This window comes from Akkermansia sp. KLE1798 (assembly GCF_001580195.1).
GTDB classification, from domain to species: domain Bacteria; phylum Verrucomicrobiota; class Verrucomicrobiia; order Verrucomicrobiales; family Akkermansiaceae; genus Akkermansia; species Akkermansia biwaensis.
In genome coordinates this window covers 213,699-230,403 of record NZ_KQ971081.1, presented here as the reverse complement: position 1 = coordinate 230,403, position 16,705 = coordinate 213,699, and the positions used below count along the sequence as shown (strand labels likewise).

Annotated in this window: 13 protein-coding genes; 6 read left to right on the top strand and 7 right to left on the bottom strand. The window is 56.5% G+C overall.

From position 1 onward, the window contains the following. Positions 1-141 precede the first annotated feature (141 nt). Positions 142-1,533 carry an LptF/LptG family permease gene (locus HMPREF3039_RS05860; protein WP_067571430.1) on the top strand — a complete coding sequence of 464 codons (1,392 nt, stop codon included), beginning with the start codon at positions 142-144 and terminating at the stop codon, positions 1,531-1,533. Then, positions 1,520-2,215: an HAD family hydrolase gene (locus HMPREF3039_RS05855; RefSeq protein ID WP_082770078.1), complete on the top strand. Its 696-nt coding sequence runs from the start codon at positions 1,520-1,522 to the stop codon at positions 2,213-2,215. The genes HMPREF3039_RS05860 and HMPREF3039_RS05855 overlap by 14 nt, the downstream gene beginning before the upstream one ends. Positions 2,216-2,306: 91 nt before the next feature. On the opposite strand, the gene HMPREF3039_RS05850 is transcribed toward HMPREF3039_RS05855, so the two are convergent. Further along, positions 2,307-2,783 carry a hypothetical protein gene (locus tag HMPREF3039_RS05850; RefSeq protein ID WP_067571428.1) on the bottom strand — a complete coding sequence of 159 codons (477 nt, stop codon included), beginning with the start codon at positions 2,781-2,783 and terminating at the stop codon, positions 2,307-2,309. A gap of 137 nt (positions 2,784-2,920) precedes the next feature. Here HMPREF3039_RS05850 and HMPREF3039_RS05845 point away from each other — a divergent pair, with 137 nt between their 5' ends. Continuing rightward, a complete protein-coding gene (locus HMPREF3039_RS05845; RefSeq protein ID WP_167506727.1) occupies positions 2,921-3,352 on the top strand; it encodes a DUF4339 domain-containing protein in 432 nt (143 codons plus the stop codon). 469 nt (positions 3,353-3,821) lie between these two features. On the opposite strand, the gene fabD is transcribed toward HMPREF3039_RS05845, so the two are convergent. The 4 genes from fabD to HMPREF3039_RS05825 form a co-directional block, all read right to left on the bottom strand. Further along, on the bottom strand, positions 3,822-4,748 hold the full coding sequence (gene fabD, locus HMPREF3039_RS05840; RefSeq protein ID WP_067571424.1) for an ACP S-malonyltransferase: 927 nt from the start codon (positions 4,746-4,748) through the stop codon (positions 3,822-3,824). Positions 4,749-4,838: 90 nt separating this feature from the next. After that, positions 4,839-6,596 (bottom strand): hypothetical protein, encoded by a 1,758-nt coding sequence (locus HMPREF3039_RS05835; protein ID WP_067951986.1) that lies wholly within the window; start codon positions 6,594-6,596, stop codon positions 4,839-4,841. 726 nt (positions 6,597-7,322) lie between these two features. Next, the gene (rplQ, locus tag HMPREF3039_RS05830; protein WP_067571420.1) at positions 7,323-7,733 is read right to left on the bottom strand and encodes a 50S ribosomal protein L17; all 411 of its coding nucleotides are present in this window, start codon (positions 7,731-7,733) and stop codon (positions 7,323-7,325) included. A 36-nt stretch (positions 7,734-7,769) separates the two neighbouring features. Then, entirely contained in the window at positions 7,770-8,894 is a 1,125-nt protein-coding gene (locus HMPREF3039_RS05825; protein WP_067571418.1) for a DNA-directed RNA polymerase subunit alpha, read from the bottom strand. A 212-nt stretch (positions 8,895-9,106) separates the two neighbouring features. Here HMPREF3039_RS05825 and HMPREF3039_RS05820 point away from each other — a divergent pair, with 212 nt between their 5' ends. The 3 genes from HMPREF3039_RS05820 to HMPREF3039_RS05810 all read left to right on the top strand — a co-directional run bounded on the left by HMPREF3039_RS05820 (position 9,107) and on the right by HMPREF3039_RS05810 (position 12,677). Then, positions 9,107-10,231: an LOG family protein gene (locus HMPREF3039_RS05820; RefSeq protein ID WP_067571416.1), complete on the top strand. Its 1,125-nt coding sequence runs from the start codon at positions 9,107-9,109 to the stop codon at positions 10,229-10,231. Beyond that, on the top strand, positions 10,224-11,339 hold the full coding sequence (locus HMPREF3039_RS05815; protein ID WP_067571414.1) for a prepilin peptidase: 1,116 nt from the start codon (positions 10,224-10,226) through the stop codon (positions 11,337-11,339). The genes HMPREF3039_RS05820 and HMPREF3039_RS05815 overlap by 8 nt, the downstream gene beginning before the upstream one ends. Before the next feature lie 285 nt (positions 11,340-11,624). Beyond that, positions 11,625-12,677, top strand: a complete 1,053-nt coding sequence (locus tag HMPREF3039_RS05810) for an EF-hand domain-containing protein (protein ID WP_067571412.1) — start codon at positions 11,625-11,627, stop codon at positions 12,675-12,677. 292 nt (positions 12,678-12,969) lie between these two features. Here HMPREF3039_RS05810 and secD read toward each other — a convergent pair whose 3' ends face one another. Both secD and HMPREF3039_RS05800 read right to left on the bottom strand, forming a co-directional pair. Then, entirely contained in the window at positions 12,970-15,402 is a 2,433-nt protein-coding gene (secD, locus tag HMPREF3039_RS05805) for a protein translocase subunit SecD (RefSeq protein WP_082770079.1), read from the bottom strand. A gap of 193 nt (positions 15,403-15,595) precedes the next feature. Next, the gene (locus HMPREF3039_RS05800; RefSeq protein WP_067981950.1) at positions 15,596-16,588 is read right to left on the bottom strand and encodes a polysaccharide deacetylase family protein; all 993 of its coding nucleotides are present in this window, start codon (positions 16,586-16,588) and stop codon (positions 15,596-15,598) included. Positions 16,589-16,705 lie beyond the last annotated feature (117 nt).

The following is a 16,705-nucleotide window of genomic DNA, read 5'->3' as shown; positions in this document are numbered from 1 at the left end:
CGTCCGCCCCTATGAACGCACTGGCAGGCACCGCTTCTCCTGCCGCCACAGGGGATTGAGCCCCTTTCCGCAACTTCCGGAAGGGAAATAACGCTTTATTTCCCTTCCGTGATCTGGCATTCTTGGCACACACCTTTTTTCATGGCAAACCCGGCACAACATCTCCGCCAATGGTTCACATTCCTTGCCCTGCTTGTGCTGGGAGGCGTGGCGGCCTGGTTCCTGATGCCGCGGGAATGGTCCCAGATGCAGTGGGAAATCCCCGGCACGCCTTCCGAATATCCTCTTGCACAGCTTCTGCGCCCCTGGCTGATCCTCCTCGGCTGCTTTCTCCCCGCCGCGGGCATGTTCCTCTACAACTGCTCCGGCATCATGGACAGGTATGTGGCGCGCACCTGGTTCACCGCATTCATGATGTGCACGGCCATCCTGACCCTGATTTACATCATCGGAGACTTCTCGGACAATGTGGGGAACCTGATGAATCTGGAATCCCCTCTGGAAGGAACTTTCCGCTTTTACCTGAGCCAGCTCCCCATGATCCTGAACCTCATCCTGCCCTACACGCTGCTGCTGGGCACGCTGTGGGCGCTCACCAAGCTTTCCTCCTCCTCGGAAATCACCGGAATGCTGCAATCCGGCAGGTCCCTCCTCCGGATCAACTCCCCGGTCATCATCGGGGCCGTCTTCGCTGCCGTTTACTTCGGCATCTTCGGATTTCACTGGGCGCCGAATTCCACGCTGTACAGAAGGCTCATGTTCTCCTCCCTGAGCCAGAACAACAATGACGACTCCCGGAGCATTATTTACAAGAATGACGCCGAATCCCGAATCTGGTACATCGGTGATCCTCCCGGCATAGACTCCCCGGGCGAACCTTTCAGGCAGGTGCGCGTAGAACAATTCGGCGCTCCGGGAAAAATGGAATACGAACTGTTTGCGGACGAAGCCTCCTGGGACCCGCATTCCAGAACGTGGACCTTCCTCCATGCCATCGAACGTGCCTATCCCCAGCAGCAGCCCCGGGAATCGAACGAAGTTCCCCTATTCTCCGGAGACGGGTATCAAACGCGGAAAAAACCTTATTCCGAAACTCCGTGGCAGCTCATCTCCCCCAATGTCCGGGTAGATACCCAGGGAACGCCGGCCCTGCAGGAAATCATCAAGGCCGGATCCACCAATGCCAAGCAGCTCAGAAGCCTGGAAACGGAGTGGCACGTAAGAATTGCGCGCATGTTTTCCTGCATCATCCTGACGTTCATCGCCATTCCCTCCGCCATCACGTTCCAGAGGCGCTCCACGATGTCCGGCATAGGCATTGCGCTGTTCCTGGCGGCGGCCATGCTGTTCCTGTATGAATTCTTCCCCACCCTGGCATCCGCCGGGTACCTGCCCACCTGGCTGGGCGCCTGGATGCCCAATATCATTTACACCATCATTGCCATCCGCCTGTTCCAGACCAGGCTGGCGCACAGAAGCTTCCTGGAAATGCTGAAAGGCCTGGAAAAAACGCCCGCCCATGACCACCCCTGACTCAATTCCTGAAGACCGTGCAAATGTTGAAAAGGCGCGGAACCTGCTGCACTGGGCAAGTGCCGTAATCTTCGACTTCGACGGCCTGCTGGTGGACACGGAATACGCTATTTACGCTTCATGGCTGCGGGTATTTGACTCCTGCGGCCATCCCCTGCCCCTGGACCTCTTCAACCAGTGCCTGGGCAGCGGCTACACGCACTGGAACCCCGGCGACCATCTGGAAAAACTGACGGGGAGGACATTCGACTGGGACGAAATCAATGCGCTCCGCCAGAAGGAAATCGTACGTGATCTGGAACATGCCGGGCTGCTGCCCGGAGCCGGCGAACTCATCCGCAGCCTGGCGGAAAAAGGAATTCCCATGGCCGTGGCTTCCAGCTCCTCCCATCGCTGGGTGGACGGCTGGCTGAACAAGCTGGACATCATGCCCTATTTCAGAACCGTTGTCTGCCGGGACGACAATCTGCCCGTCAAGCCGGATCCCGCCCTGTTCCTCAGAGCGGCGGAAAATCTGGAGATACAACCCTCCCAGTGCCTGGTATTGGAAGACTCCCAGAACGGCACCACGGCGGCATTCCGTGCGGGCATGCCCGTCATTTCCATCCCGAACCGGGTGACGGCCCAGGCGGATTTTTCCCATGCAAGCGTCAAAATCGGTTCTCTACAGGAACTCCTTTGACAGGTTGCGGCCCATGGCGTATTTTTACACCTGCGGATATTACCGCAACCACGCATCCTTCTGCACCAAACAAAGCATTACTCTATCTTTTTTACGGAAGATCGCGGCAATAATTAGGCACTAAGAAGGAGAACCCTGCTTTCGTCTTCCAGCTTGCAATATCCTCGCCATTTTCCCAACCAATTCCCTCCGCCTCGACACACAGGATTCCATCAACACAGGAGGCTTCATAATACAACTCCTCCTGGGGGCAAATCAGAAAAATGGAACCAAGCCTGCTCCACCGGCCATCCAGTTGAATCCAAATGACGCAGCGGACATTCATCTCTTTCCCCGGTACGAAAGGCTTCAGATCAGGCATTTCCACTGCATCACACTTCAGAAAGAACACGTGCATGGGAATAGCCGCACCCATGACCTGGTTGATTTCCGCCAAAACATGTTCCTGGGTCCGCATCTGCACCCATTCGGGCGGAACAGCCTTCCGGTCCCCGCTATCAGCCGCCGCAGAAATGCTACATACAGACGCCCCTACAAGCAAACCGAACAAACAGAAAAACAATTTCATAACAGGATAGCTTTCTGTATCATGCAGAAAATATCCGTTCGGTCAACAGAGACGTTCAAAAATGAAAACTCTTTCCCGCAGGATTTCTCCCGCTCTTGTTTCTTGACGGAATTCCTTTCATGCCTTATGTAGGGAGAATGCCCTCCCAACATTGCCCATTATATCACTATCGCGTCAAGGACAAGGTCGTCGGCCCCATCAGCCTGGCCGACCTTCATGTTCTGCTCACTTCCAAAAAAATTCCTCCGGACACCATGATCCGTGAAGAACATTGCCAGACATGGATGCCCCTCACGGCGGAATTCCGCCGCCAGGAGCGCCTGGCCCGCCCCCGGACGTCGGCCGCCCTGCTGGCCTGCCGTCCTCCGAAAAGCAGTTTCCTGTTCTACGCCATTGCCCTGTTCAGCATGGCCTGTGGTATTGTTCACTCCGTGATGGAGAACTACTTCCAGTACATGGAAGTGGTGTTCCTGCCTTCCATAGCGTTTTTCATGGGCAAAATGCTGGCGTACATGCACCTGCTCACCGGAGGAATCAGAAAAATTCCCATGGACACCCCGGACCGCTGAAAACACCCCGGCATTTTCATATCCCACACGTTCTTTTCTGCTGAAACCGAATACATTGCGTACTATACCCCGCAGAGTATCACTGAACTGTTACCGGGCCATGGAGAAATAGCGCAACCCGTCCGCATGGATATGTTCCTGGACACGGAAGGACCTGCGGCATTCCGTTTTTCACAGCCATAACCGCAAGGAGGGCTCCCCACGGAGAATACCTCCATGCGCCGTCCAGCAAAGCCGGATAAAAATCAAGTCCTTTCAGGGGAAGAACGTCCCGTCCTCCATCCGTCTTCTAGTTGATGTGGGCGTCCGGATGTTCCATGCAAACAGCAATAACAAACCCGGCCTCTCGTCAAAAACCCATTCTCCGGCAACGGCCCTCCCCGTTGCAGGAAATAGGAAGGGAACCTGAAACAGAAAAACCGCCGGAACCTCCAACGGCTCCGGCGGTTTAAAAACAACAATCCGGCCATTACTTGCCCAGTTCCGCAACGGCGGCTTCCAGACTGGGCACGTCTTCAATGGAAATAACCGTGGCATCCTTGCAGATGCGGCCCATCATGCCGGCCAGGGTCTTGCCCGGCCCCAGCTCAATGAAGAGGCGGTGACCCTGGTCCACAAGCTTCTGCATGGAGGCCGTCCAACGCACGGAACCGCACACCTGGTGTTCCAGCATGCTGCGGATATCGTCGGGACCCTCCACCACGCGCGCTTCATAATTGCAGTACACGGGCATTGACGGAGTACCGAAGGAAACATTCTTGAGCTCTTCCGCCAGCTTCACCATGGCGCTGTGCATCAGGCGGGAGTGATAGGCGCCCGCCACGTTGAGCTTTTTAGCGATCTTGCATCCGGCGCCCTTGGCTCCGGCAATGGCCTTGTCCACGCCTTCTTCCGTACCGGAAACGACGGTCTGGCCGGGACAGTTGAAGTTGGCTACGTCCACATCGCATTCCTGCGCCAGTTTGATGACGTTCTCATCGGAACCGCCGATCATGGCGGCCATGGTGCCCTTGGTGGCGTTGCAGGCTTCCTCCATGAAAGCTCCGCGTTTCTGAACCAGGCGCAGCCCTTCTTCAAAGGAATAGGTACCGGCGGCGGCATGGGCCGTGAATTCCCCCAGGGAGAGGCCGGCGGCGGCTACGGGATTCAGGGAAGGCGCCAGTTCCTTGAGAACGGCCAGACAGGCCAAGCCATGCACATACAGGGCCGGCTGGCAATTGCAGGTGCGGGTCAGTTCTTCGCCGGGGCCTTCAAACATGACGGAGGAGAGAGATTCCCCCAGAGCCTTGTCGGCCTGCTCAATCAGGGCTTTGGCGGTAGGATACTTGTCATACAAATCTTTGCCCATGCCCACTTTCTGGGCACCCTGTCCGGAAAACAATAATACTGCGTCCATAGTTGAGGCGGCAGTATACCGCCCGTACCGGAAAGAAGCAAGAGCGATCAAAAAAGCCTTATCCGCTACAGGACCCCGGCCATGCGCCATTCACGCATCCGGAACAGTTTCCAGCTTCCAAACCATATGTCTTTCCGTCTCTTCCACCAAAACAGCCTGTACATCAACGGCATATTTCTTACTTATGTATTGCAGCACATGCGGCATGGGAAATAGTTTGGACTCACGCTTTTCCGTAAGATAATAGACGGAAGGATCATGCAACAACGCAAACCAACACCCCTTCTCAAACCGTTCCAGCATGAACTGCTCATAAACGGGTAAATAAACCAACCATGAAATGGGAGAAAGACTGTTATTAAAACTAAACACCTCTTTCGTATGTAAAAAGGGATTCCTTGGATACAAGCACGGAATATCGTTGGAAATATAAAACCGATCCTTTTTAGACAGGAGTTGGTGATATTCTCCCGCACTTGTTTCCAAATTCAAATACCTGTTCCACCTTTGCGCAAGAAACCAACCTGCCACTGTTTCCAAAACCAGCAGGCCGGTCAAAATCCACAACCACTTTTTACGTGAGTGCAACGCAGGAATAAAAGAACACTTCTCCGGAGAAATAATCAAAAAAACAAATGCCGTCAGATATGTTCCATAAAGTACATGCCCGGCAACCCTTCCTATGTAAACATATAACAAAAGAAGCAATACCAGGGGAAGCAGAGAACTCCATACATTTGATTTCCGTGTGGTCAACAGCATCACGCCCAATGCCATGATGACGGGAACGGCCCATTTGCTGATCAGTAGCAGCTTGACAGCAGCCGATGCTTTTATTCCATGAATCGCATGATTGCCTTCCTGATGAAGCCGGGCCATTTTTTCCAGTCTCACCTCGGCAGGAATTGAGTGAAGAAACCACATATTGGCTTTCATTAACCGGATTTCTTCCTCGCTCAAATTTAGCTTTTTCCAATCTTTCTCCATATTGGAAAAATCAGGGTAATCCATATAGACGCTTTGCAAATCAATATTCTCATAGGATCGTTTTAACATTCCATTTTCCTGGAGAATCTTATCCTGCAACATGTGCAGACTTCCAAAAGCCAAGGTAACAACAACAAAGACCGTCACCCATTTGCCAATACTCCTCCAAGGGCACTGCCGACGATAACATTTGTATAAAAAACGAATCAGTTGAAACGTTAAAAACGGATATAATATATAAATACTCTTCTCTCTCCACGCCAGCCCCAGCAGGACAAACAAAATACCACATATATAGGACAGCCAAGCTCTTTGAGAGAAAGGAAAAACCAAACACGTCACGCCTGCCAGAAGAAGCGTTAATGCCAGCTGAGTATACTGCATGTAAAGATAGGCATCACAGGCAAAAAACAGACTTCCTCCGCCTGCAATAGCATACAGCAATGTGGCGTTTGATGGAGAATTGTTTCCATAAGAGTTGATGGCCCGGAACATCCCTCCGCAGATCATGATCCAAGACACATACGTCATCCCGTAGGCAAAGAGGGAATACCATGCAATTCCGGGAAATTTTTCCCAAACCCATCCCAATGCGAACGACAGACAGGGATGAAGCTGCCCCGTATACCACCAGCCTGAAAAATCATTGGCTATCAGCCATTCAATAATCACATCATCACAAACTCCATACCCTATGGGCAATAAAACCACGGCCAAAAGCAATAACAGTCCATGTAAGACGGAAGCTGCCAGCCAGGGGTGATTTCTTATGACAAATGAAACGAATTGGCAATTTACCGCCATGCAGACAATTAACCGCATTACTAATCCGGAGTCAAGGGTTGACTCTTCAGGAGGCATTCATTCTAAAGGGAAAGAACCTGTAGGAAAACAAGCCTTTTCATTGGCAGAGATGTTCTACCGGGAAACATAAAATTCCTACATTCCGTCAGTAATGGTTTCTGGAAAGAGATGAAAGAGATATTCCATCTTCTCCACTATCTTGTTTCCATATAAAATTTCCCATCAAGGCATCACAAACGGATGATGAATTCGACCGTGCATGCCCCTTTTTCCAGCCGCGGCAACCATGGGTTTTCCCGGTAACATGGGAATGAGTACCCACATGGGAAGAGCTCCCGGTTACTCTTGAACAATGTTTGTAGAAACTAAACCGGAAAAATACCCCATCATTGGGAACCCAGTCCATTGCTCTGACATTCCTCCCTTCAAGACGGGAAAATGCACGGGCGGTTTCCCTCTCTTCCCTCTCTTCCCTCTCTTCCCTCTCTTCCCTCTCTTCCATTCACGGCAGCTCCCGCCATCCCGGAAACGGTGCTAGGTTTATCAACTGGGTCAAAGTCCAGGAAAAGAGCAGAAACGGCGGGATAATAAGCCATAAACAGGGTCGGCACCAAAGCCCGCACCTGCATAGAATTCCCCTATTCCGGAATGGATCACGGAGGCAAACACTCCTTCCCAAGAAAACGCTTTCCCCCGCAAATGAAAGTTTGCGGGGGAAAGGATCACCAGGATATCAAATCCCGGATATGACGCTTTTTAAAACGCGGAACAAAAGAACTACCTTCAGGCAGTGGCTTCCGTCGTCGCGGGAGCTTCTTCCGTTTCAGCCGTTTCGCGGGGCAGATCGATGATTTCGATCATGGCCACGAGGGCGGAGTCGGTCATGCGCTGACCAAGCTTGATGATGCGGGTATAACCGCCCTTGCGTTCCGCGCAGAGGGGGGCGATTTCATCAAACAGGCGCTTGACGGCCGTCGTGTTGTGAATGGTGGCGATAGCCTGGCGGCGGGAATGCACGTCACCGCGCTTGGCAAGCGTGATGAGCTTTTCCACATAGGGGCGCAGAGCCTTGGCCTTGGCCAGGGTGGTGGTGATCCGCCCATTGAGGATGAGGCTGCATGCCTGGTTGGCGAGCAAAGCCCTGCGATGGGAGGCATTGCGCTGAAGCTTGGAGGTTTTTACACCGTGTCTCATGATGATATTTTTCTATGTGTGTTGGTTTTGTGAGATTTAGTCGTCGTCGTCTTCGATGTTGGCGGCAATCAGGTCCGCCAGGCCCACGGGGCTTTCCTCTTCCAGGCCCAGGCGCGGCTTGGCCTGCGGCACGGGGCCAGTCAGCAGGGAGGGGTCCACCTGGACGCCCAGGGAAAGGCCCAGTTCCAGCAGCTTGTCCTTGATCTCGTTGAGGGACTTCTTGCCGAAGTTGCGGTACTTGAGCATTTCGCTTTCGCTCTTCATGGCAAGCTGTCCAACAGTGGTGATGTTGGCGTTGTTGAGGCAGTTGGCGGCGCGTACGGAAAGCTCGATTTCATTGACGCTCATGTTGAGCAGCTTGCGCAGGCGGGCCGTTTCCTCGTCCTGGACGGCGGAGGGAGCCTCCTCGAAGTTGACCTGGTTGTCGTCGTAGTTGACGAACACGTCCAGGTGGTGGCGCAGAATGGCGGAGGCCTGGAGCATGGCGTCTGCCGGGCTGATGCGGCCGTCCGTCCAGACTTCAAGGGTCAGCTTGTCGTAGTCGGTCATCTGGCCCACACGGGTATTCTGCACGGAATACTTCACACGGGTGACCGGGGAGAAAATGGAATCAATCGGAATCACGCCGATGGGCATGTCCGGCACCTTGTTTTCGTCGCCGGTGGCAAAGCCGCGGCCGACGCGCACCTGGAACTCGCATTCAAACATGGTGTCCTGGTCCAGGGTGCAGATGATCTGGTCGGGGTTGACGACCTGATAAGTGGTATCGTCAGCAATATCGGCGGCGGTCACGACGCCCTGCTTGTGCACGCGCAGGGAAAGCAGGCGCGGTTCCTTGCCATGGTGCTTGAACTTGACCTTTTTCAGGTTCAGCACGATTTCCGTGACATCTTCCACCACCCCGGGAAGGGAGGAGAATTCATGCTGGGCGCCAGCGATGCGGACGGAGGTGATGGCAGCCCCTTCAAGGGAGCCCAGAAGAACGCGGCGCAGGGAGTTGCCAAGCGTGTGTCCGTAACCGTTTTCAAACGGTTCCGCCACAAAGGTCAGATGGTTCGGATCGTTCGGATCCTCAATCTTTTCCAGGCGGCTGGGGACTTCAAAGCGGGCCAGCGTGGTAACGGCCGTTTCTTCTGCAGTAGTGGTTTCGTTTTCCGACATAATATAATGTAATGTACCGGGTTTCCCCTCAACACGAACACGGCGGGGCGACCCGCCTGAAGGACCAACGGCATGTTTTGGGAACGCTCGTGCGGGGAGCAATTTAACGATCTGCTTCCAACAATCAACTCTTTTCACGCATGCCGGCAATTTTTCTGTGACTTACCGTGTGTCATCTGGCATAGTGACAGGGCAAACGCACACACAAACCAATGAAGCATCCTGATTTTCTGGACAACAGGGATTTCACGGGGGAAGACAAGAAGCGCCCCTCCACCCTGCATATGGACACCAGCTACAAGGCCCTGGAAGGGGACGTAAAAAGACTTTCGGAAACCGCCTCTACCCGGCATGACCCCCGCTATTTGCAGGAATATATCAAAACGGGCATCAACATGGCGCAGTCGGACGCTTCCGACCACGATTTCACCGTCCTGATCCGCGCCGGGCGGGAGATGTACCGTGCCAACTGCGTGTTCGCGCCGTACCGCCACATCCGCAAGGTATCCATCTTCGGTTCCGCGCGCATCCGGCACGATGAGCCGGCCTATGAAACGGCGCGGGAATTCGCCCGGGAAGCCAACGAACACGGCTACATGGTCATCACGGGCGGCGGTCCCGGCATCATGCAGGCGGCCAATGAAGGGGCCGGGGAGGAACGCTCCTTCGGCCTGAACATCACGCTGCCCTATGAACAGACCTCCAACCATGTGGTGGCCAACAGCAACAAGCTGATCAACTTTTACTACTTCTTCGTCAGAAAGCTGAACTTCGTGGCGGAAAGCGACGCCATGGTAGCGTTCCCCGGCGGCTTCGGCACCATGGATGAAGTGTTTGAGACCCTCACGCTGATCCAGACCGGGAAAGCCACCATTTACCCCATCGTCCTGCTGGACTCCCCCGGCAAGACCTTCTGGCTGAACTGGCTGGCCTTCATCCGCGTGGAGCTGGTAGACTCGGGACTGATTTCGGAAGACGACCTGCACCTGATCCACGTCACCAAGAATCCGGCGGAAGCCATCGACCACATCGACCGGTTCTACCGCATTTTCCATTCCTACCGCTTTATCGGGGACACGATCGCCATCCGCCTGAACACCCTCATTCCGGCCCAGTGGGTGGAACATCTGGAACGGGACTTTGCGGACCTGATCCTGCCCGGAGGCCGCATGGTCCAGACCGGCCCCCTGCCGGATGAAGCGGACGAACCCCATCTGGACAAACTGCCGCGCATTGCCTTCCCCATCCGGCGCGGCAATTACGGCAGGCTGCGCCTGCTGATCGACCGCATCAACGAGGCCCCCAGCAGGACCTACACCCCCGCCCCCCATGCCTGAACTGTTTCCGGCATGGCTCATCCCCCTGGTCTTCGGGATGGTCGGGGCCTGCATAGGTTCCTTCCTGAACGTGGTCATTTACCGCGTTCCGCTGGGCATTTCCATCAATGATCCGGCGCGCTCTTTCTGCCCGGAATGCGATGAACCCATTCCCTGGTACCTGAACATTCCGGTCTTCAGCTGGCTGTTCCTGAGGGGGAAATCCGCATGCTGCCAAACACCCATCAGCTTCCGCTACTGGCTGGTGGAACTGCTGACGGCGCTGATCTTCGCGGCCATGGCCTGGAAATACGCGGACGCGTCCCTGGCCGCCGCCGTCCTGCTCTGCGTGTGGAGCGCCCTGGCCATCGTCATCATCTTCATTGACGCGGAACATCTCATTGTTTACCGCTCCCAGGCGCTGGCCGCCGCCGCCGCGGGCGTGGGAGCCTGCTGCTTCTTCCCCTTCCTGCTGCCGGACAAGGAGATCATGACCTGGACGGACGCCTTCCAGGGAGCCGTTCTGGGCGGGGCCGCAGGCTATGCCATCATCAGGCTGGTCATTGAACTGGGCAAGCTGCTCTTCGGTTCATGGAAGGAGCATTTCGACACCCCCGCCGCATGGAGCCTGAAAGAACCGGAATCCGACCGGGAGGAATTGCAGCTGGTGATCAACGGCCAGCTCCACGACTGGTCCATGCTTTTCCACCGGACCGCGGACAGGGCCGTGCTCTCCGGCGGCTCCGCCGTTATTGACGGAGAGGAGCAGCCCCCCGGCGACGTTACCCTGTACCGGGACAGGATAGAACTGGAAAACGGGGATGTTTTTCCGCTGGAAGACGTGGAAAGCGTGGAAGGAACCCTCACGGACATTCATGCAAGGCGGGAAGCCATGGGCTCCGGAGACGCCTGGATATTGATGATGACCGGCTGCGTGGGAGGCTGGCAGGGGGCCGTATTCTGCCTTTTCATCGGCTCTCTGCTGGGGATTGCCCAGGCGGTCGTCTCCCGCATGGGCTTCGGTAAAAATCTCCCCTTCGGCCCCGCCCTGCTTAGCGCCGCCTTTATCTGGCTTCTGGGGGGCGACCGGTGGTGGTTCCTGTACATCAGGTTCATTTCCGGAGAATAAATTTTCCCCTCATGACACATTCAGGACCGCGCCCGCAGCCGGCGCGGTCTTTTTTTTGCCGTTTTTCTTTTACAGCCAGTCATTTTTCATACCCATTCCCCGACTGGTGCACGGTGTCCGTCACACCGGGTTTCCGCCGTCGTCCGCGGAACATCCATATTTTTATTTTGAAACCAAATCCGGGCTCGGGTGTTCATCATAACAAAGGGAGGTATTTCCGAACCGCCGCAAGATGTGCGGAAAGGACGCCCTCTCCAAACGCATTAACCTCACCACTCAAAAATTATGACCAAACAAATGATATTAGCTGCGGCCTTCGCCGCATGTTCGGCATTCGCCCAGGATGCGCCCCCGCCCGCCCCGGATATGCCCGGAGCTCCGGACGGCCAGCCGGCCCCGGAAATGAGGCAGGGACCGCGCCACAGGGGCGACGGCCCCCGCCGCCAGGGTCCCCGCTCCGACCAGAGGGAACTCCAGCTCAGACAAATCAACCCCGGCATGATGATCATCGGGGAAGAACTTGTCATGGCCAAGTATGACACCGATAAGGATGGCAAGCTCTCCGATGAGGAAATAGCCGTTCTGCAGGCCGACCTGCAAAAAGCCCAGGAAGCCAAGAAAGCCGCCATCCTGAAGAAATTTGACAAGGACGGCGATGGCAAGCTCTCCGCAGAGGAAAGAAAAGCCATGCGGGAAGAATGGGCCAAGGATAATCCGGAAGCCGCCAAGCGCATGGAGGAAATGAAGGCCCGCCAGGAAGCCCGTAAAGCGGAAATTCTGAAGAAGTTCGACAAGGACGGCGACGGCAAGCTTTCCGACGAGGAAAAGAAGGCCATGCGGGAGGAATGGGCCAAGGAACACCCGGAAGCCGCCAAACGCATGGGAGACATGAAGGACCGCGGCCCCAGAGGCCCCAGAGGTCCTGAAGCCGGCGACCGCGGACGCGGCCCCCGCGGCCCGATGGCGGACGGCCCGCGCCGCCAGGGAGGCCCCCGCTCGGAAGCTCCCCGTCCCCCCAGGGGGCCGGAAGGACGCCAGGGAGGTGAAGGCCGCCGCGGCGACGGTGACCGCGGACCCCGCGGCAACCGCCCGGACGGTCCCCGTCCCCAGCTTGATCCCAACCGCGCCCCCATCATGATGGCCGGCTGGATGCTGATCGAAGAAAAGTACGATGCCGACAAGGACGGCAAGCTGAATGAAGCTGAAATGACGCAGCTCAAGGCTGATGCCGACAAGGCTCTGGAAGCACGCCGCGCCGCACGCAGGGAAGCCAGAAAGGCAGCCCGCGGCAATAACGCGCCTCCGCCCGCACCGGCCCCGGCTGAAGAAGGCGAATAAATCTACCCGCACAGCAAAAGAGAGAAAACAGAGATACGGCCCCGTCTGCCTCACGGCAGGCGGGGTTTCTTTTAGCCGGAAAAACACGGGGAAACGCCCTGCCGCGTGCCATTGGAAAGGAGGGATGCCAGAGCCAGGGAAGCTGTCGGAAGAATCCTCCGCCCATTTCCTTCCATGCTGTCAATCTCTCCCCTGCTGTATGGAAAGCCGGGTTCTTCCCTTCCGGGACACTAAAAAGCCGGGGAAGGCATGGCCTTTCCCCGGCGTAAATTCAACCCATCAGAATACCGAATCAGGCTCCGGCCTTCATGGCCTGCTTGACTTCCGCATGCAGCCCATGCTTTTTGGAGAAGAGGAGCGCCGCCGGAGAAGCGATGAAGATGGAAGAATACGTACCGATCAGGATACCGGCGGAAATCGTCCAGGCAAAGTCTTCCATGGAAGGGCCGCCGAAGAAGTACAGGCAGACCAGCACGGCGAGCGTGGAAAGAGAGGTCAGCAAGGTACGGGAGAGCGTCTGGTTGATGGCCTCGTTCATGATTTGCTCCGCACTGTCGTTCGGGTCCGCATAGCGTATGTACTCGCGGATGCGGTCGAACACGATGATCTTGTCATTGATGGAATAGCCCGCCACCGTCAGCAGGGCGCCGATGTGGATCACGTTCAATTCCGTGCCGCTGATGATCACCAGCCCCAGCACCAGCAGGACGTCGTGCGTCAGGGCGATCACGGCCCCGATGGCGAAGGTCCATTCAAACCGCACCGTCAGGTAGATCATGATGCCCAGAATACCGAAGAACAGGGCCCATGCGGATGTGATCAGCGTGTCGTACCCCATGGACTGGCCGATGGTTTCCTCACTGAACGGCGCGTTGTCCAGCACCGGGAAGGATTTCTTCAGGGCGGAGGTGATTTCCGCCTTATCCTGGGCGTTGTCGGAAAAGTTGACCAGGATATTCACTTTGCTGCTGTCCGTGGATTCAGCCACTTCCTGCACGGTAGCCTTCTGCGTCAGGGCCAGCTTGTTGACCACATTTTCCGCCTCCTTGACGGAAACGTCCCCCTTGTTGACCAGGTAGGAGATGGAGGAACCGCCGGTGAAGTCCATGCCCAGGCAGTCCTTGCCCTTCATGGCGCCCACCACGATGCAGATGACCAGCAGAATGGCGGAAATGGAGCAGGACCAGCCGCGCTGGCCCATGAAGTTGATGTTGCTCTTGCGCTTGAAGAGGTTCAGGAACTTGACGTCTTTCATGATGCCGATCGTGTCCGCCCAGTAGAACAGCACGCGGGTGACGAGAATGGCCCCGATCATGGAGGTGATGACGCCCACCGTCAGGGTAACGGCAAATCCCTTGATGGTGCCCGTAGCCATCCAGTACAGGATGACGGCCGTAATGAGGGAGGTGATGTTGGAGTCGAAAATGGCGGAAAAGGCCTTGTCAAAGGAGTTGCGGATAGCCACGCGGAAGGGGCGGCCCGCTTCCTTTTCTTCCCGGAGACGCTCGTAAATAAGCACGTTGGCGTCCACCGCCACGCCCAGGGTGAGCACGATACCCGCAATGCCCGGTAGCGTCAGTTCAAAGCCGAAGATGGACATGGCGCCCAGCAGAAGCAGGGCGTTAATCGTCAGCCCCACGATGGCCACCAGACCGGCAAAGCGGTAGTAGATGATCATCATGATGAAGCACAGGATCAGGCCCGTGATGCCGGCGTATTCCCCCTGAAGCAGGGCCGTATGGCCCAGGGACGCGGAGATTTCGCTGGCGGATTCAAAGTTGAGCTTGTTGGTCAGCGGGTTGGAAAGGACCTTCGTCAGGGCTTCCGCCTCGCCGGGGCCGTCCAGGCCGGTAATCACGAAGCTCTTGGAAAGAACGGCCTGCACGGTGGGGGCGCTCTTGACCACGTCATCCAGGACGACGGCCATGCGGTCACGGTTGAGCTCCATGCGGGAAGTCAGGTTGTACATCTTGTCCGCGCCGTCGTTGCTCAGGGTGACCGCCACTTCCGTGGGGCGGGAGAGGTCCACGCCCGCATGGACGATGTCCTTGCCCGTCAGGGATTCACGTTTCTCCAGGAAAAGCTTTTCCGTAACATCCTCTCCCTTTCCGTTCTTGAACGTGTATTCATACAGCCTGTAGCCGGGAACGCGCACGCGGCCTTCCGCCACCAGTTCATAGTTGCGGGGGTGGACGGGCAGAATCTGGAGCTTGGCCACCTTGGTCAGGATGGACTTGGTTTCCTCGCGCTTGGCGGGGTCCGCGGCGGGAATTTGAACTTCAATCAGGTTCAGGTCATCCTTCTTCTTGGGGCGGATGATGACGTCGTTGGCTCCGGTGCTGTTCAGGCGGTCCGTCAGGATGGCGCACGCCTGTTCCATGGCCTCGTTGGTCAGCGGAATCGGCTTGCCGTCGTCCCCGATGTTCGGTTCCACGCTCAGCGTGAAGGAGACGCCCCCGGCAATGTCAATGCCGTATTTCAGTCCCTGCTGGAAAAGGGAAAAGAGGGAAAAGGACGCGATGCCGATGATGAAGAAAGTCCCGGCATTGCGCTTGACCTTGTCCTGGTCGGAACCCAGGTACCAAAAAAACACGCCCAGCAGAACCAGGCCGCCTACGAAAATGAACAGAGGGTTGTTGAAGAGATCGTAAATAAACGCGAGAGACGGGGACATGCCGCCGGCCGCGGGGAGAGTATCGGCAGATGCCAGGAGATTCATAGACATTTCAATCCGGATTGGGTGTGAGTAATACGGCAAGGGATTTTGGAGAATTTCGCCGGCAGGTCAAGCCTTCTGTGCGTGTACCGCCGGATGATCCGGTTCCGCCCGCCAAATGCCGGAAAGCGCGGCGCCGCCGCAATAAAAAACCCGGTCTCCCTTAGGGGACCGGGTTGAAAAGGGAAGCGGCAGGCAAGCCTTACATGCCGGCCATCGTCTCCACTGGAACGGAAGCCGGAGCGGCAGGGACGGGACTGGGAACGGTCTCCATTCCCGGCGTTACAGGAGAAACGGGAGCGGCAGGAACGGCAGGAGACAGAGGCTGCACCGGGGAAGCCTGGCGGGAAGCGGTGCGGCCGCGGCGCAGCAGTTCGGAAACGGTCACAAGCTCATACCCGCGGTTTTTCAGTCCCTTCACGATGGCGTCAACGGCCGCTACGGTAGAAGCATGGATGTCATGCACGAGGATAATGGAGCCGGGTTTGGCCCCGTTCACGGCACGGGCGGCCACCACGGCGGAGCCGGGCTTGCGCCAGTCGTTCGTATCCACGTCCCACATGATGGTGGTGAACCCGAAGCGCTGCCGCGCCCAGGAAGCCACCCCCGCATTCGTATAACCGCCGGGGGGGCGCATGACCACGGGGATTATGCCGCAGGCGTTGCGGATGGCTTCATTGGTCCGCTGAAGCTGGTCTTCCGCCTTCTCGCGGGATACCTTGCTCAGATAAGCATGGTTCCAGGTATGGTTCCCCACTTCATGGCCTTCATTGACCATGCGGCGCACCACCTGGGGATGGGCCGTCACATTGCAGCCCTGCATGAAGAAAGTACCTTTTACGTTATTGTTGCGCAGAATATCCAGCACCTTGGGAGTCAGCGTTCCGTGGGGGCCGTCGTCAAAAGTGAGGGCAACCACCTTGTCCGGTACGGCCACGCGGTTCACCGTGGCGCCCGGAATGCGCGGAGCCAGGGGAACATCGTTGTAGGACGGGCTCACGGACGGCACGGGAACGGACTTTTCCGGCAGCTTCACCACAGGGCGGTCCGGCTTCTTTCCCGGAGCGGTGACGGGAGCCAGCGCCGTTCCGGCGGAAGCGGAATTTCCGGCCATCCGGCCATCCTGGTCCTGACGGGAGGAACAGGCGGAAAGACCGATAATCACGGCGCATGTAAGGAATAAACGTTTCTTCATAACAGGTTTTTGCACGGTGTACGCTGATCGGGTCTTCTTGTCACGTCCTAAATCATCCATGAATGCGGCATGAACTCCAATAAAGAACGAATGGGAAAAGAGGGCGCAGACGGCCTG

Coding starts and splice junctions, on each gene's coding strand:
- HMPREF3039_RS05855 (WP_082770078.1), top strand. CDS start 1,520: ATGACCACCCCTGACTCAATTCCTGAAGACCGTGCAAATGTTGAAAAG.
- HMPREF3039_RS05850 (WP_067571428.1), bottom strand. CDS start 2,783: ATGAAATTGTTTTTCTGTTTGTTCGGTTTGCTTGTAGGGGCGTCTGTA.
- HMPREF3039_RS05820 (WP_067571416.1), top strand. CDS start 9,107: ATGAAGCATCCTGATTTTCTGGACAACAGGGATTTCACGGGGGAAGAC.
- HMPREF3039_RS05860 (WP_067571430.1), top strand. CDS start 142: ATGGCAAACCCGGCACAACATCTCCGCCAATGGTTCACATTCCTTGCC.
- HMPREF3039_RS05810 (WP_067571412.1), top strand. CDS start 11,625: ATGACCAAACAAATGATATTAGCTGCGGCCTTCGCCGCATGTTCGGCA.
- fabD (WP_067571424.1), bottom strand. CDS start 4,748: ATGGACGCAGTATTATTGTTTTCCGGACAGGGTGCCCAGAAAGTGGGC.
- HMPREF3039_RS05835 (WP_067951986.1), bottom strand. CDS start 6,596: ATGCCTCCTGAAGAGTCAACCCTTGACTCCGGATTAGTAATGCGGTTA.
- HMPREF3039_RS05825 (WP_067571418.1), bottom strand. CDS start 8,894: ATGTCGGAAAACGAAACCACTACTGCAGAAGAAACGGCCGTTACCACG.
- HMPREF3039_RS05800 (WP_067981950.1), bottom strand. CDS start 16,588: ATGAAGAAACGTTTATTCCTTACATGCGCCGTGATTATCGGTCTTTCC.
- secD (WP_082770079.1), bottom strand. CDS start 15,402: ATGTCTATGAATCTCCTGGCATCTGCCGATACTCTCCCCGCGGCCGGC.
- HMPREF3039_RS05845 (WP_167506727.1), top strand. CDS start 2,921: ATGCCCTCCCAACATTGCCCATTATATCACTATCGCGTCAAGGACAAG.
- rplQ (WP_067571420.1), bottom strand. CDS start 7,733: ATGAGACACGGTGTAAAAACCTCCAAGCTTCAGCGCAATGCCTCCCAT.
- HMPREF3039_RS05815 (WP_067571414.1), top strand. CDS start 10,224: ATGCCTGAACTGTTTCCGGCATGGCTCATCCCCCTGGTCTTCGGGATG.